At 58.9% G+C, this 15278-nt stretch carries 10 protein-coding genes; 6 read left to right on the top strand and 4 right to left on the bottom strand.

Translation table 11 applies throughout. The annotated features are described in order from the left end of the window. The first annotated feature begins 56 nt into the window (after positions 1-56). Complete coding sequence (locus HDE77_RS12545; protein WP_184417672.1) at positions 57-3131, top strand: CusA/CzcA family heavy metal efflux RND transporter; 3075 nt, start codon at positions 57-59, stop codon at positions 3129-3131. A 118-nt stretch (positions 3132-3249) separates the two neighbouring features. On the opposite strand, the gene HDE77_RS12540 is transcribed toward HDE77_RS12545, so the two are convergent. Continuing rightward, entirely contained in the window at positions 3250-4680 is a 1431-nt protein-coding gene (locus HDE77_RS12540) for a sulfotransferase (RefSeq protein ID WP_184417671.1), read from the bottom strand. A gap of 435 nt (positions 4681-5115) precedes the next feature. Between HDE77_RS12540 and HDE77_RS12535 the strand changes: the two genes are divergently transcribed. The 5 genes from HDE77_RS12535 (at position 5116) to radC (ending at position 10511) form a co-directional block, all read left to right on the top strand. Next, positions 5116-6381, top strand: coding sequence for an integrase arm-type DNA-binding domain-containing protein (locus HDE77_RS12535; RefSeq protein ID WP_184417670.1), 1266 nt, complete (start codon positions 5116-5118; stop codon positions 6379-6381). Between the two features lie 504 nt (positions 6382-6885). After that, entirely contained in the window at positions 6886-7935 is a 1050-nt protein-coding gene (locus tag HDE77_RS12530; RefSeq protein ID WP_072758775.1) for a nucleoid-associated protein, read from the top strand. After that, positions 7913-9403, top strand: coding sequence for a hypothetical protein (locus HDE77_RS12525; protein ID WP_184417669.1), 1491 nt, complete (start codon positions 7913-7915; stop codon positions 9401-9403). The genes HDE77_RS12530 and HDE77_RS12525 overlap by 23 nt, the downstream gene beginning before the upstream one ends. 230 nt (positions 9404-9633) lie before the next feature. Further along, positions 9634-9945 (top strand): hypothetical protein, encoded by a 312-nt coding sequence (locus tag HDE77_RS12520; protein ID WP_184417833.1) that lies wholly within the window; start codon positions 9634-9636, stop codon positions 9943-9945. An 80-nt stretch (positions 9946-10025) separates the two neighbouring features. After that, a complete protein-coding gene (gene radC, locus HDE77_RS12515; RefSeq protein ID WP_072758773.1) occupies positions 10026-10511 on the top strand; it encodes a DNA repair protein RadC in 486 nt (161 codons plus the stop codon). Positions 10512-10695: 184 nt separating this feature from the next. On the opposite strand, the gene HDE77_RS12510 is transcribed toward radC, so the two are convergent. From HDE77_RS12510 to HDE77_RS12500, 3 genes are read right to left on the bottom strand one after another with little or no spacing between them, the layout of a single operon-like run. Continuing rightward, positions 10696-11421 (bottom strand): hypothetical protein, encoded by a 726-nt coding sequence (locus HDE77_RS12510; RefSeq protein WP_184417668.1) that lies wholly within the window; start codon positions 11419-11421, stop codon positions 10696-10698. Between the two features lie 16 nt (positions 11422-11437). Then, positions 11438-13186, bottom strand: a complete 1749-nt coding sequence (locus tag HDE77_RS12505) for an ATP-dependent helicase (protein ID WP_184417667.1) — start codon at positions 13184-13186, stop codon at positions 11438-11440. After that, positions 13183-14934: an AAA family ATPase gene (locus HDE77_RS12500; RefSeq protein ID WP_184417666.1), complete on the bottom strand. Its 1752-nt coding sequence runs from the start codon at positions 14932-14934 to the stop codon at positions 13183-13185. The genes HDE77_RS12505 and HDE77_RS12500 overlap by 4 nt, the downstream gene beginning before the upstream one ends. Positions 14935-15278: the final 344 nt, after the last annotated feature.

Raw genomic sequence — 15278 nt, 5'->3', positions numbered from 1 at the left:
ACCAATTACCTTCCAATGGGCCTTCCAATGGATCGCCGTCGCGTACGGCTTCGATCATGAATCGGATTGTGGCCGCTTCGTTGGGTCAGCCCTTTCTCATCATCCTGATGACGCTGTTGCTGACGGGTGCGGGAGCGCGTTCGCTTGATCGCCTGCCGGTCGATGCGTATCCCGATCTGTCGCCGCCGATTGTCGAGATCATTACGCAATGGCCCGGGCACGCCGCCGAAGAAGTGGAACGGCTGGTGACGGTTCCCGTCGAGCTGGCGATGAACGGCATTCCGAAGACGGCCAACACGCGATCCATTTCGCTGTATGGGCTGTCCGACGTCATCATCACTTTCCAGGATGGCACGGACAATAATTTCGCCCGCCAGGAAGTTTTCAACCGGCTGGGGGATGCGAGTCTGCCCAGCGGCGTGACGCCTTCGGTGTCGCCGCTGTCGGCGCCCTCGGGTCTGATCTATCGCTACGTACTGCAAAGCCCTGATCGGTCGGCGATGGATCTGAAGACCCTCGAGGCCTGGACCATCGAACCGCAATATCGATCCGTTCCAGGTGTGGCGGATGATTCCGGCTTCGGCGGCGGAACGATGCAATACCAGGTGCTGCTGGATCAGGCCAAGATCGCTGCGGTCGGCTTGTCGGCAGTGCAGGTAGAGGCTTCCCTGGCAGCCAACAACGGCAACGCCGGCGGCGGGTTCTATTCGCAGGGCGGCCAGTTCTACTACGTACGCGGCCTGGGGCGCATGGAAACGCTGGAGGACATCAGCAACGTGGTGCTGGCGGTACATGACGGCACGCCGATCTTGCTGAAGGATGTCGGCCGCGTCGTCATCGGCATCGCGCCGCGCCTGGGTGAATTCGGCTACGAGAAAAAAGACGACGCGGTGGAAGGCGTCATCCTGTTGCGCACCGGCGAAAAGACCCAGGACGTACTCAAGCGGGTCGAGCAGAAGACCAAACAACTCAACGATGAAATCCTGCCCAAGGACGTCAAAGTCGTTCCGTTCTACGACCGCAGCGATCTGATTGCGCTGACCACGAAGATCGTCGAGGACAACCTGCTGCGCGGCATGTTGCTGGTCGTCGTGATCCTGATTTTCTTTCTCTACGATTTCCGCGCGGGCCTGATTGTCGCCACCACCATTCCGCTGGCCTTGCTTTTTGCCTTCATCTGTCTCGATGTGCAGAACGCCTCGGCCAACCTGCTTTCCATCGGTGCCGTGGATTTCGGCATCCTGGTGGATGCCGCGGTGGTGATGGTGGAAAACATTTACCGGCAGATATCAGAACGCAGGGGAACCACACTCAACATCAAGGAAATCATTCGGGAAGCAGCGGCGGAGGTCGATCGTCCGCTGTTCTACGCCGTAGCGGTCATCGTGGTGAGCTTCCTGCCGATCTATGTGTTGTCGGGGCCGTCCGGGACGTTGTTCAAACCGATGGCCGACACCATGATTTTCGCCCTGGTCGGCTCGTTGATCGTGACGGTGACGCTGCTGCCGGTGCTGTGCGCATGGTTCATGCGCAAGGGTGTAAACGAGCGTCGCAATGTCATCTTTGAAGCGATCAAATCGGTCTACATCAAAGGTCTGGATTTCTGCCTCGCCCATCCCTGGGGGACGACGCTCGCCTCGACCATTTTGTTGGTCGGTTCGCTGCTGCTCATCCCGCGCATCGGCGCTGAGTTCATGCCGCAACTGGATGAGGGTGCACTGTGGGTGCGCGCAACGATGCCGTACACGATTTCGTTCGACGAATCGGCAAAGATCACACCCAAGGTGCGCGACATCTTGCGCTCCTTCCCCGAAGTCACCACGGTCGCCTCGGAGCTGGGGCGACCGGATGACGGCACGGATTCGACCGGCTTTTTCAACGTCGAGTTTTACGTCGGTCTAAAGCCTTACTCGCAATGGACGGGTACTTATCGCACCAAGGCTGCACTCACCGAGGCCATCAACCAGAAGCTGCAGGCTTTTCCCGGGATCATGTTCAACTACACCCAGCCGGCGGAGGATGCGGTGGACGAGGCCGAAACCGGCTTGAAGAGTGCCTTGGCGGTCAAGGTCTTCGGTTCGGATCTGAACATGCTTGAGCAAAAGGGCAAGGCGATCAAGCAGCTGCTGGAGAAGGTGCGTGGCATCCGCGACGTGACCCTGGTGCAGGAGCTTGGGCAGCCGAGCCTCACCATCAAGATCAACCGCGCCCAGATTGCCCGCTATGGCTTGAACGTCGCCGACATCAATGGCCTGATCCAGACCGCGATTGGTGGCGATGTGGCCACCCAGGTGGTGCAGCAGGAAAAGCAGTTCGATCTCGTCGTTCGGCTCGAACGTCAATACCGGGACAACCCCGAGGAAATCGGCAACATCCTGGTGACCACGCCGGCCGGACAGCAGATTCCGCTCAAGCAATTCGCGGATATCCAGGTGACGAACGGAGCCTCGTTCATTTACCGCCAGGACAATTCACGCTACATCGGCGTGCAGTTTTCGGTGGAAGGCCGCGACCTTGCCGGTGCAGTTGGCGATGCCATCCAGCGGGTCAATGACAAGATCAAGCTGCCGCAGGGCTACCGTCTGGATTGGGGCGGCGAGTACACCGAATACACGGCTTCGCGGGCGCAGCTGAATGTGATTCTTCCGCTGACTCTGGCGCTGATTTTCCTGCTGCTATTCACCCTTTACAGCAATTTCAAATTCCCGTTCATCACCGTGCTCGGTGTGCTGCTGTCGGCGCCGGTGGGTGGCATCGTGGCCCTGTGGCTTACCAATACGCCGTTTTCAGTGTCTTCCGGCATCGGCTTCCTCGCCTTGTTCGGTGTTTCGGTACAGACGGCTGTCGTCTATATCTCCTATGTCAACGAGCTACGCCGCGGCGGCGTCGTCCTCAACGAGGCGATTCGTCAAGGCGCTATCCTGCGACTGCGTCCGATCATGATGACTGCGCTGGTGGCGGCGTTGGGCTTGTTACCGGCGGCGCTGGCTACCGGTGTTGGTACGGACACTCAACGACCGTTCGCGCTGGTCATCGTCAGCGGACTGTTCACGCGGCTTCTGATCAGCGTGTTTCTCATGCCGGCACTGTATGCACTGGTGGCGCGTCCGGACGATCGACTAGAGGTATAGCGCCGCGATCATTCGATGCAGGCCAGCCGGCAGTGTCTCGCCTTGAAGGCGAGACACGATTCGGGGAAAGCCTCGTAGGTTGGGGTGAGCACAGCGAACCCCACCATGGCAGGTGGCCTCAAAATCGCCGTAGTTCGGGAACATAGGGAAGATAGTGCTCCCACCGTCCGACCGATGACTGATAGATCGGCTGACGCGCCTGCCACATGCTGGCCGAAGTAATTGCCGCTGGCGAAGATGTCGTTTCATCACTCGCCGCAGCCGCAGGAAGGCCGACGAATAGCCTCAGTTTTTCCAGCGTCGACTGCTGATCCGAGACCATGTCTTCATAGTCAAGACGATGTATCGGCAGCCGGATACGTTGTTGCCAATGTTGCATCAACTGGTCATGACCGCTGAAGAAGTCAGCGATGTCGTCGAAGTCGTTGGCAAATCCGTAGTGCGCCTGGGCGAAGCTCTGCGACCAGATGGATAGCGCCGTATCGCGACGACCGCGCTGGCAATGGATGATGCGCGCCTGCGGGAACAACGCCGCAATCAGATCGAGGTAACGAAAATTGTTCGGGTCCTGGTCGATGTACCAGCGTACGCGAGGGTCGTCCTGAACGGCGAGCTTCCGATACAGCTCGGCCGCTTCGCGCAAGACTCCCGCATCGTGATGGTGATTTCCCATCTGCAGGCTGTTGGCGATGTAATTGAGCATCGGCATTTCGCCCCGATCGCAGACATCCGGGTGCCTGGCCAGTTGGGTCGCCGCCAGTGTCGTGCCGCTGCGAGGCAAGCCGACGATGAAGATCGGAACGAAATCAGGCGCTGGCTGCAATGGCTGGTCGAACAAGCGCGATTGCATTCGGGTACCCAGCCATTGCGCCCACGAGGCACGCGACCAGGGTTGCGCCTGTTGTGACAACCGATTCGCCTCGCGCAACGTCTGCGCAGCGTTGGCGTAGTCGCCAAGGTCGTCATAGGCCTTGGCCAGGCCGAAACCTGTCGTTGCCCGCGAGTGCAGGGAATAGGTGGTGTCATGGAAATGGGCGATGAAACGGCCTAAATCCGGATGAGCGCTGGTGTCGTAACGCTGGGTTGTGGCGAGTGCGCCAAGCACGAACCAGGCATTGAGGTCGACGCCGGCTTCCAGTGCAGCGAGAAAATGGTTGCGCGCCGAGTCGAATTCACCCAGCTCTTTGGCGATATTGCCCGCAAGGACATGCAATTCAGCGCTTTTGTTGCCACGTGCGAACGCCTCCTCGCACAAGGCGGCAGCCAATCGCTGGCGCTGACATTGCTGGACGAATTGAGCACACCGGAACGTGGTGGCGGCATCCCTGTCCGAATGGCGACACAGACTTGCCATGACGTTGCTCGCAGCATCGAACTGGCCTTGACCTTGCAACAACTCGGCGAGCAAGGTCGCGGCCTCGGCGTGTCCGGGCTGACGGGCAAGGATGTCATTCAGCACGGCCCGTGCGGGCTCCACCTGCCCCTGCTGCCAGAGCGCCTGTGCCGCGCGCAAGCGCTCTGTTTCGTCATGGCGGAGAGTAGTCGTCATCTCAGTGGGATCTGGCAGTTTCCGAGGGATTTTTTTGCTGCCGCAGCATATAACAACAGGTGCGAGTGACCACGCGAACGCCGAGTGGCGATTTTTGCCTCGGGCGCTACGCTTGGGCCTCTGTGGGTTATGCTTCGGGCCTGCAAGGTCCAGACACGATTCGTGGCCAATGCACCTTTGATTTACACCGGCGCCCAGTCAACGGCATGCAGCCGTGAGCGTCTTGAAAGCCTTGTTGCCCTCCTGGTTGCAAACGCAATGCTCTTGATGATCGACAACTAGCATCGGCATCCATACATATCCACGGCAGTCCACGTATTCGCATAGAACGCCTTAAAAACAAGGGTTTCTATGCCATAGATGTCCGCGAGCATCCGTTGTAAGTCAGAGAAATTGCGGGTACCGTTGCGGGTATCGAAGCCCGATACCCGCACCATGTCGCTGACTGACGCCAAGATCCGCAACACCAAACCTGGTCCCAAACCCATCAAGCTAGCGGATGGCGGCGGCCTCCATCTCGAAGTGCGTCCGACGGGGGTGAAGCTCTGGCGTTTCCGCTACCGCATCGCTGGCAAGGAGAACGTCTTTGCTATTGGTGAGTATCCGAGCATCGGACTTGCCGAGGCACGAACCGAGCACGGCAAGGCGCGCGCACTCGTCAAGCAAGGTATTCATCCTTCACACAACCGGCAGGCCGAACGGCTATCGAACCATGCGGCGAACGCGAATACGTTCGAAGGCGTTGCGAAGGAGTGGATTTCCAAGAAGTCTCCCGGGTGGACGCCCTACTATCTGCGTCAGGTGGAGCGGTTCCTGGAGTCAGATGTATTTCCCCATGTGGGCAGGTTGCCGATTCGCAGCGTGACTGCGGCGCATCTGCTTGAAATCATCCGTCGCATCGAAGGGCGGGGAGCCGAAACGGTTGCCTTGCTGGTTCGCCAGTGGTCTTCGGCCATCTTCAGGTACGCCGTTGCTACGTTGCGCGCCGATGGCGATCCCGCCGCCGCATTGAAAGGGGCCATTCATCGCCCGAAGGTCGAACATCACAAGCCGCTTTCACGCAGTCAGATCGTCGACTTCACCAAAGCGTTGGGAAAGTACGGCGGGTATCGCACAACCGTAATCGCACTACGACTGATGCTGCTTACCTTTGTTCGAACTGTCGAACTTCGCAAGGCAGAGTGGTCGGAGTTCAACTTGGACAACGCCGAGTGGCGGATTCCCGCAGAGCGCATGAAGATGCGGGAACCGCACATCGTTCCATTGTCGAAGCAGGCGGCCAGTCTGTTGCGTGAGTTGAAGACCTATACGGGAGGGCGTGATGCGTTGTTCCCGAACTACCGCAGGCCAAAAGAGTGCATGACTGCCACTACCTTGAATCGCGCACTGGAACGCATGGGATTCAATGGCAAGGACAGCATCGGTTTCTCGGCTCACGGCTTCCGCGCCACGGCGTCGACCATCCTCAATGAGATGGGCTATCGCTCAGACGTGATCGAGCGTCAGTTGGCGCACGCCGAACGCGACAAGGTGCGTGCGAGCTACAACCACGCTGAGTACATGGATGAGCGCAAGGCGATGATGCAGGAGTGGGCGGATCTCTTGAATGACCCGGTGCGCAGCACGAGGAAAGGCGCTGCTTCTCGCAAGGTCAAAGACTCGATTCGACAAGCACATGCCAGAGGAATCGGGCGCTCCTGACGAGGCGCGGGTTGCCGGTTTGTTGGCCAAACGTTGCCAGCACAGTTGGCATCTAGGGTCCCAGCGTAACTTGACCGGCGCGGCTAAATGACCGTCCGAATCAAGGTCGCTTATCGCCCCCAAGCGGATTTTTGAAGGCAGCAGCATTGTGACGAATGGCCACGCTATTCCAGTTCAAGCAAGTTTGGCGGAATCGCTAATTTAGGCGGGCGCAGCCAATTTTTTCTGAGGTACCCAATCGCACTGCTCACCGAACGATGCTCGGTCATGGCGATCGGAGTGGGGAGGACGGTTCCTTGGCGTTCCACATTTACGCTTGTCCTTTCCGCAGCGACGGGCTACAAACGCAGCAGTCTCATCGGAACTGGGCAAGCGCTGCACCAGCGCGAGCTTCAGGGGGAGGCAAGGGCCAGTGTTCGCAGATTTTGAGACACCGCAGTTCTATCGTGCTCGTAGCCACAATGGGTGGAGCATGCATACAAGGATTTGGGGAGCAAGGTAGCGATGGGTTTTCTGACCGAGGACGAGCGCGGGCAGCTGCGCATTGAGTCGATGATCCTGCACGTGGTGGGCGAGGAGGAGTTTGACCCACAACCGGCCCGTGTGGTCGAGCATGCCAACTTCTTTATTGGCCGCATCCTGGACACTGATACAGCGGCTGTTTATCAGTTCAAAGAAGTATCCGGCTCAAGGGATCGACTCCAAAACATGGCCATCGGAGCGATTACCTTCGAGGCCGGCGCTCAGGACTTATCACGGGAGTTCTCACGTCAACACGGAACTACTACACGCGATGGCGCCTTCTTTATCTTTGATCTGCGGGCCGATGAAGCCAATGTTCGTATCTACAGCTTGATCAAATACGATTATCGCGAAGCCATCGAGCAATCCGAAGGCGAAGACGGTCAGCAGCGGCTGCGTCGGATCATTCATGCATTCATTGACGACAAGAAGGCGATTCAGAAAGCTGCCCTGATTCGTGTCGTAAATGGCCGGGCCGAAGCGATGGTGGCCGCACGTGATCGCACCAAGTCGGCACCGGAGATTGCCGACTACTTCGCGACGTTTCTGGATGTTGAACGGACGCGAAGCGACGATGAACTCAATCGCGAGCTGGTCGAAGCGCTGCGTAAGACTTTTTTGGAATGCAAGGATCTGCTTCCCAATAATGACGTAGCGAGTGCCTTGCAACAGGCCAAGGGTATGCTGCGCGATCGCCAGCAAATCGACGAGGAAGCTATCGTCGATGCTGTGATCGCCGCAGCTGGGCACCCGGCCGACGAGGAAACGAAGACATTGCTGCGACGCCGAACCACCCAGAAGCTGAGGACGCAACGGCTAACGGGACTGGCGTTCCCACCCGATCGGCAGGTCCTCCGTAAGCCCCCCTTGCGCAAGCTTCGTACGACCGAAGGCGTTACCGTGACGTACCCGGATGAAATCAATGCAGTGAGGGTGCAGCGCATGCCCAATCCGGCGGGAGAGGGTGAGGTCATCACGATCACCACTGACCGCATTGTGGAGGACACCGTTGTCCCTGATCGCGCTCGCTGAAGCGATTGATGGCTTGGTTGAGACCAAGCAAGCCTTCGTCGCTGAATCCGAAAACGCCGTCACCGTGTCGGCGCTTTCGGCAGCGCACGCCTCCGAATTGAAGGCGTTGTGCGAGCCTCTGGGTTGGCCAGTGGAACTGTTTGATCGCGTGGGTGAGCCTTGGGTCAGTGCGGAAGCCCCCGATCCCGGCTTCGCTCCTTACCGCCTAGTCATTCAAAAGCCAGCCTCACCAGCCAACACGCTGCGATTGCTGAGCAACCACGCCTTTGCAGAGTGGCTAGAGATCGGCCATGTAGCGCCGCGTTGGCATATAGCTCGCTTCACAGGTTCGTTGGTTACCGGCGTGCGGGTAATCCAGTCTTGGGAGGGCGCGCAGGAGCCCGCCGTGTTGCCTTCCACCAAGTCACCCCGGGCCTTGGTCAAGGAGTTCGGTAATGTCCGCCGTGTGCCGGAGGACGTGCGCTACTGGCTGGCGCCGGCATTAGAGAGCGAACTCTTTATTGAGCCGGCGGCTCAAGTATGGATACGGGCTGCCTCGGCCGCTTTGATCAGCTGTCTACCCGATGAGATTGACGCGGACAATGGGGCGTTGAAGTTTCGCGGTCCTCCGCGCTTGACGTTACCAAGATTTGACGTGGTTTCCGATGTGCTGGATCACGCGAGCTTCAACACCCTGATGGAAGTCTCCTACTGGTTGTTTGAGCATGAGCGCGAAGCCGAGATGCGACACATCCTGCTGGCCGCCGAATTGGCCCGCTCAGGTGCGACTGCGGAAAGCACTCCAACGTTTCTACGCCAGCATTTGGCTCACGCTTGGGAAAGCGCTCAGATCGCTTACCAGATGGCCTTGTCCGAAACAGGCCTTGACACGCTGAAAGTACTCAGCGATCTGCGCAAGGCTGTTACTGAGGAAACAGCCAAGCTCTCGGACATCAGTCGCCAGTTGACTGGTTCGGTGGCCGCGGCTTTGGCCACAGGTATTGGATTGATCGCTGCCCGCGTTGCAGCCAATGCGCCGGCGGAGCTTATCGCCATTGTCATGCTGGTGGTCGCTCTGTACATCACTATGGTGATTTCCTCCGGCGTGCAGTTCATGCGCCTGCAGAGGCAGTTGCGCACGGACTGGCAGCACCGGTTGTACCGTTTCCTACCCGAAGCCGAATACACGCGCATGGTGGTGAAGCCCACGGGTAAGGCCGAGCGTTCCTTCGTCTGGACCGCGTGGCTGGGCGGAGTGGCTGTCGCTGTGCTCACTCTAGCCTGTGGTTGGGCGGTGTTAGCGCCCACGTCCGCCACGCCCACGTCGACGGATGTCCCGGCTCAGCCCGTTATTCCGTTCGTGCCGCCACCCAGTCCTGCAACTGACACGGTTTCCGCCACGCCGGCCAAGCCCACCACCGCAACGGTCGTGCCAGCACCAACTAAGGACAGCTCCAAGGCATCCCCCACGTCACCGCCACGCAAGTAAGTGTGTTGGGCAGTTTCGCGCAAGTTTTACTCGTATTTTCGGCTGGACCCATATAGCCGTTACTTGCACTGCGCCACAAAAGACTGCCTCTTCCCGAACGTTCGCTTCTGGCCAAAGTCGGCCGGTCGACTCCGCTAGTAAGCGCTCTTGGTAAGCCTGGCTAGTTCCGCTGGCGTGGTGGTCGTGCTCAATGCCGGGAATAGGCAATGCATTGGTGACGATGGACAGCGTTGCCGCCGGCCGTGGTCAGTTTCGCTGTCGATGCTGGTCAGTCGCTGTGGCGACGGCGGGCAGGTGGCTGGCGTTCTGCGGTTGGAATGCGTAACAGCTTCGATTCAACGAAATCTCAGATCCATATTACCCATGTGAAGTCGGTGGTCATCGGCTTCGCGTTTGGACGCTTCGCATGGCAGCGTTCGCTATGGGTACTCGACGACATGAGCGGCAAACTCGATACGGTCTACTGCGTCCTGGTTGTTGCTGCAGCAGTTCTGGTTGGCATCGTCAAATGCACCAACTGCGACAGCTTCAAAGCCCCCTGATCCATTCCGCCACAAGCAGAGCGCACAAGGCCCGGACATGTCCGGGCCTTGTGCGTTTATGCCATCACTAGGAGTTCGTCATGCATATCGCGCAATCTTTGACCTACACCCGCTACAAACTCACCGGCGAAACGACGGAGCGAGACGTGCTCGCCGCGGCCGAGGGCATCCTGAGAAACAAGCTTGAACGTCAAGGCAGCATCGCTACCCCGACCGATGCCAGCGACTTCCTTCGTATGCGCTTGGGTGCGCTTATGCACGAAGAGTTCCACGTCCTTTGGCTGGACAACCGGCACCGCATCCTCGACTGCCAAAAACTTTTCGCCGGCACCGTCGATGGTGCGAGCGTCCATCCCAGGGAGGTGGTACGCGCAGCCTTGGCTATCAACGCCTGCGCGGCGATCCTTGCGCATAACCATCCAAGCGGTTTGGCGGAGCCCAGCGCAGCGGATCGAGCGCTCACTAACGAGCTTTGTGAGGCGCTGAGGCTCATCGGTATACGTGTTCTGGACCACATCGTGGTGGGAAGTGAGTGCGTCAGCATGGCGGAGCGTGGTCTTCTTTGAATACTCGCAACGTTTGAAGGCTCATCACCACGAACCCCCTCTGGACAGATTGCCAGCCTGTTGACCAATTATGGGCAACACAGTTGACGGTGCTTGCTCAGCAGGCTGGCAATCTGAGCCCGCTGCGAACTTGTATTTTCGGGCACCTGCCAGAAATGGAAGTTGGTGAGCGCCAGATCGTTGCCTATACGAGCCCAACATCGATATCTATCGCAACCTTGTACGTTGCGAGAGACAGCCCGTAGATTTCATCAGTCTCTTGGCATCCACCAACGACAAGCGCGATGGGAATTCCGGCACCATTGAGAATAGGAGCACCGCTACACCCTTCAAACTGGTCGTGACCAGGATGATCGGAGGGCAACTTGAAAACGAGCTTGTCATCTATGCGATGAAGAAAGGTCAAGTTCTCGTAGATCCGAAACTCACCGGATACGTAGCTCGCTCCGAAATGCTCTTCCTGCGCCGGAAGCACCATGCCACAAAAACCATAAAGATCCGCGGAATCCGGTGATTCCTCGAAGGTCGGCGTATGGACCTTGATCGTACGCTCGGTCTTAATCACGTTGGACGGAATTTCAATCTCTTGCCTGAATGCCACTGTGCTCGAAGGCACTTGGACATAGGAAAAATCTATGCGTTTGAGATGGGAGGCATCTAGCGTGCCGCTGGCAAGGAAATTCATGATGCCCAGGCCAACCAACTGAGTCCGCTTAAGCGTTTGATCGAATCGGACCTGCAGCGCCCAGCGCTGATTGTCCCCGGTTGCGTGAGCCACGGTGAGAAGTAAGCGCTTTCCACCATAGTCGACCAAGCAACCCGACGCATGGCCGCTAGGGAGGGAGTTAGCGCCGATTCGGACGAGCGGCACACTCGATAGGTACAACTCCAACTGATCTACCTGGGACACCGTGTTGCTTCCTCGCTTAGGTTGCACCCACTTCCACGAAACCACGCACTATCAAGACAGGGCGCAATACCGATAGCGCGTTTGCCGGGACACCGACCCATGCCAGATTTCGTGCACGCGTCATGGCGACATAGCCAATGCGCCCCAGTTCAGTGTCCACGCCGGACAGCAACGCCTCAGCATGCCCCTTCTCCACTAAGTACAGCAGGGCATCCAAGCCTTCGCCTTTGACCTTGTGCACTGTGTCCACGCGCAGAACTTCCTGTGGCTCTGTGGCTAGGTCTGGGACAGACATCAGTGGGGCATGCGGCAGTTCGGTTTTCGCCAACTTGTTGCCTAGGTGGTCCGCCGGCACCAGACCGAACTCCTTCTGAAGGCGCTGGAGCAGTGCCTTGACCCGTGTCGTCAGCAGCGGGTGCCACTGGGTGTCCGCTAGCAGGGACGTACCGGGCAGACCGGCGTCTGGGTCCCGAGCGAACTTCCAAATTTCGCGGCGAAGGGGTCGGGCCTCCGGGAATCGCGCCGGCTGCGAAATCGAGGCAAGCAAACCGTCGGGCGGATTCTTGAGCAGACCGACTACGCAGCCAGCGACCGCTTTGAATGCAGCCAAGTAGTCCTGTCGCCGGTCTCGCAGCACCGCCGCTAGAGCAAACAGCTTCACCAAGCCTTGCCCCATCGGAGCATCGGTGCCGGCAACGCTGTCGGCCATAGCTCGGCCGCGGCACAGAATTGCGGATCTCGCCAGACTCAATCCGGCGGATATCACTGCAGCCTGAAACGCCACGATGACCTTGTCTCGCTCCGTTTTCTTGTAGCCGATGAAATAACCGCCATTCGGCAGCCCGGGAGCCGCTCTGTCCGCCGTGTCATTGCGCTCCGACAATGCATTGGCCAGCGTCACAATGGATGGAACAGAGCGAAAATTGCGCGTCAACGGGTAAGCGAGGACGCCTGCCTGGTGGTGATACCTGGCGAGATAGTCACCATCGGCACCAGCAAAATCGTAGATGCCCTGATGTGGGTCGCCAATTAGGGAGATTTGCGAACCGGCCGCGGCGAGTTGCGTCAGGATGGCCTGGTGCAAGGTGCCAATGTCTTGCGATTCGTCGATCAAGATGTGTGGGTAGCGCCTGGCGAGCGCGGCCAGAATGAGCGGCTGGCACTGCAATGTGCGAAGGGCCCAGTACTGCCCCAAACTGTGAGTGTAGCCGCCGATCTTGCCGAGCCGCGCCACCACCGTTGGACCGTTGTTGATCGGAACGAGCGCTTTGTGTTTTCGATACTCAAACTGTGCTGCGCCGGCCCGAAAGTTCGCTATTACGTCCCCAATGTCTGAGCGTGGAACCGGAAATGCCGCGCCCGTTGCCGGCTGCGCCCAGAACTGAAAATCCTTGTTCTGAAGGAAAGGCTCGGTTCCCAAGATCAGGAAGGGCGTCCGATTGCAACCCATGGTGCGTGGGGCGTGTGGGCGCAGGAGGTTGGTCGTGATGAACCCGTCGAGCGTATCGATCTCCACCCGATGGCGCGCAGCGCCCTGTGGCAGGGTCTGTGCCAGCGGATGGTAGGTGTCCCGAAAGGTCTTGACGGCCACGTTGGAGAACGAGAGGAGGGCAACGCGACCACGGCCATCGCCCAGTCGCCGGCGAATCTCCAGCAGGCGGTGCACGGCCGTGTGGGTCTTGCCGCTGCCTGCGCACGCGACTACCGCCAGCGGCGCTAGGGGCGCGTCAACGATGGCCTGCTGTTCGTCGGATAGGGCGATCATATTGCTACAGGCGCGATCTGGCAGGCGTGGGCGATGGCCCTCTTGATGTATTCCGGCACCACGCAAGCCGTCGCGGGGTCCGATAACGCCTGGGCAAGGGCCTGGCCGAATCGCCCCTTCTGCACGTTGCCATGCTCGCGCTCGAACATGCCGCGGAAGAGTGCTTTCGCCTTGGCTGCATCGCCTGCCGCCGCATCAACCTCGGCCTCCACGCTGGCGCCAATGATCGGATGGAGCTCCTTGAGAGTCAACAACATGGCGGTTCGATTGTCCGCGTGCAGTGCCATGTCGTACTCAAAGGTCTTGATGCCATGGAACACCTTGACGTGCGTGTCCTCGCTTTTCTTCATCTTGTTCGCGTTGTCAGACAGCGTGATCGCGTCACCGAGAGCCGGATAGACCGGCTGGGCTTTGCCGCCTCCGGCGGGAATTTCCATCGGGTCTGCGTCCGTGATGAGGGCGACGGGAATTTTCAGTGCCTGTTCACCGAACAGCGGCAGGAAGGAATCGAAATTCAGGCCTTCGACGCTGATCAGGCTGACGGCGTGCTCGCGCAGCTTGAAGCCCGCTCGCTCGGCGAGCACGTTGACCATCATCAGCTCCGCGGCTCCCTCGACAAAGATCACTCGCCGAGCGAAAAACAGCTCGGCGCGGGTCACATCAAGGTAGCGCTCGAGCTTTTCGCGTTTACCCTTCCCGAACGCAATGGTTCGCGGAAAAAATGACTCGACTGTACCCTCGGTTTCCACTAGGCAGGCGAGGCTGTCAAGGTCGGCAATGCTTGCGAAATTCGGGGAATGGCTAGTTACGAATAGCTGGACCGGCTTCTCGCCCTTGACCGCATGAACGGTTTCTAGGTAGCGAAGCAGTACGGTCTGGAGTTGCGGGTGCAGGTGTGCCTCGGGCTCTTCGACGATCAGGCTTCGGTAACTCGCGTCGGGATTCTTGGCCAACTCACTGAGCACGACGGCCATGAAGATTAGGTTGTTGAATCCCAGTCCGTTCTGCTCGATCTCAAAGGTATCTACCAGCAAGGACAGCCGAGCTGCCAACCGCTGAAAGTCGCTCGCGCTCAGTCCGATGTCGAGCCCCTGGGCCAGCTGCGCTCCCAGCATCTCGGTATGGCGCATCGCGATCGCCTCATGAGTCTTGAGGATGGGATCGTGCTTGCGTAGCTCAACGTCGAGCGCTTTGAGCGCCTCGTTGATCTTGTCCTCGCCTGCCGTGTCCGACAGCAATCGCAGCAGCCGAGAAAGTTGACTGGTGCGGCCAGGCTTGAGGCCTTGCGAGGCGTCCCGCAGCGGCGGCAGGTAGACCCCCCGAAGGTTTTCCATGATGTCTGAGGTCAGGCCCACGTCCTCATTGTCGCCGCACCAGCGCTTGACCCGCAGTCGTCCGACTTTGTCCGGTTCGGCGTAGCGGACGGTGATCTGGGCCTGCAGCTTGCCATCGGTCCCGGGCTTGAGAGCCGCGAGGAAGTCGGCTTCGTCGTCGACATCCAGATCCCGGAAGATGTATTCAAAGGTGATATCTCCGGTCGCGGCGCCGCCCTTGGGATGATGCACGTCTTCCTTGCTCAAGCGTGGATACGGTTCATCGTGATTGGCAAGCAACGCGCGAAGGGCATCGACCACCGCTGTCTTGCCGACATTGTTGGCGCCCACCAAGACATTCAATCCCGGCTGAAACGTCAGCGTGGCTTTGCTCAACTTGCGAAAGTTGGTGATGCTCAACTGGGCCAGATACACCGGGTGATACTCCTGCGCTAAGCCACCTAGACCCTAGACTAAAGCGTAGCGCCGGAATTCCGAATAGTTTATCGAAGGGTTTTCGGTTCTGAGCGGTCATTTCATCGGGCCGTAAGCCCTTGAAACCGAGAAGCCGCTTCCTCGCCATCCCCGATGGAAGGGTCCGGTGAGCTATCCCGTTTCCTGAGCGGAGAATTTCTTCGACAGCGCATCCGTGGCTCGCCCGAAGCACGTCGATCAAAAAAATCTCAGATCTATATTACCCATGTGAAGTCGATAACCATCGGCTTTGCGTTTGGACGCTCCGCGTCGCAGCGTTCGCAAGGGAACCCTGACTCATGACA

Source organism: Rhodanobacter sp. MP7CTX1, assembly GCF_014205795.1.
Lineage (GTDB): Bacteria > Pseudomonadota > Gammaproteobacteria > Xanthomonadales > Rhodanobacteraceae > Rhodanobacter.
Note: the sequence above shows the minus strand (reverse complement) of the source record. Positions and strands in the feature narration are given on the sequence as shown.

Coding starts and splice junctions, on each gene's coding strand:
- HDE77_RS12505 (WP_184417667.1), bottom strand. CDS start 13,186: ATGATCGCCCTATCCGACGAACAGCAGGCCATCGTTGACGCGCCCCTA.
- HDE77_RS12530 (WP_072758775.1), top strand. CDS start 6,886: ATGGGTTTTCTGACCGAGGACGAGCGCGGGCAGCTGCGCATTGAGTCG.
- HDE77_RS12540 (WP_184417671.1), bottom strand. CDS start 4,680: ATGACGACTACTCTCCGCCATGACGAAACAGAGCGCTTGCGCGCGGCA.
- radC (WP_072758773.1), top strand. CDS start 10,026: ATGCATATCGCGCAATCTTTGACCTACACCCGCTACAAACTCACCGGC.
- HDE77_RS12535 (WP_184417670.1), top strand. CDS start 5,116: ATGTCGCTGACTGACGCCAAGATCCGCAACACCAAACCTGGTCCCAAA.
- HDE77_RS12545 (WP_184417672.1), top strand. CDS start 57: ATGAATCGGATTGTGGCCGCTTCGTTGGGTCAGCCCTTTCTCATCATC.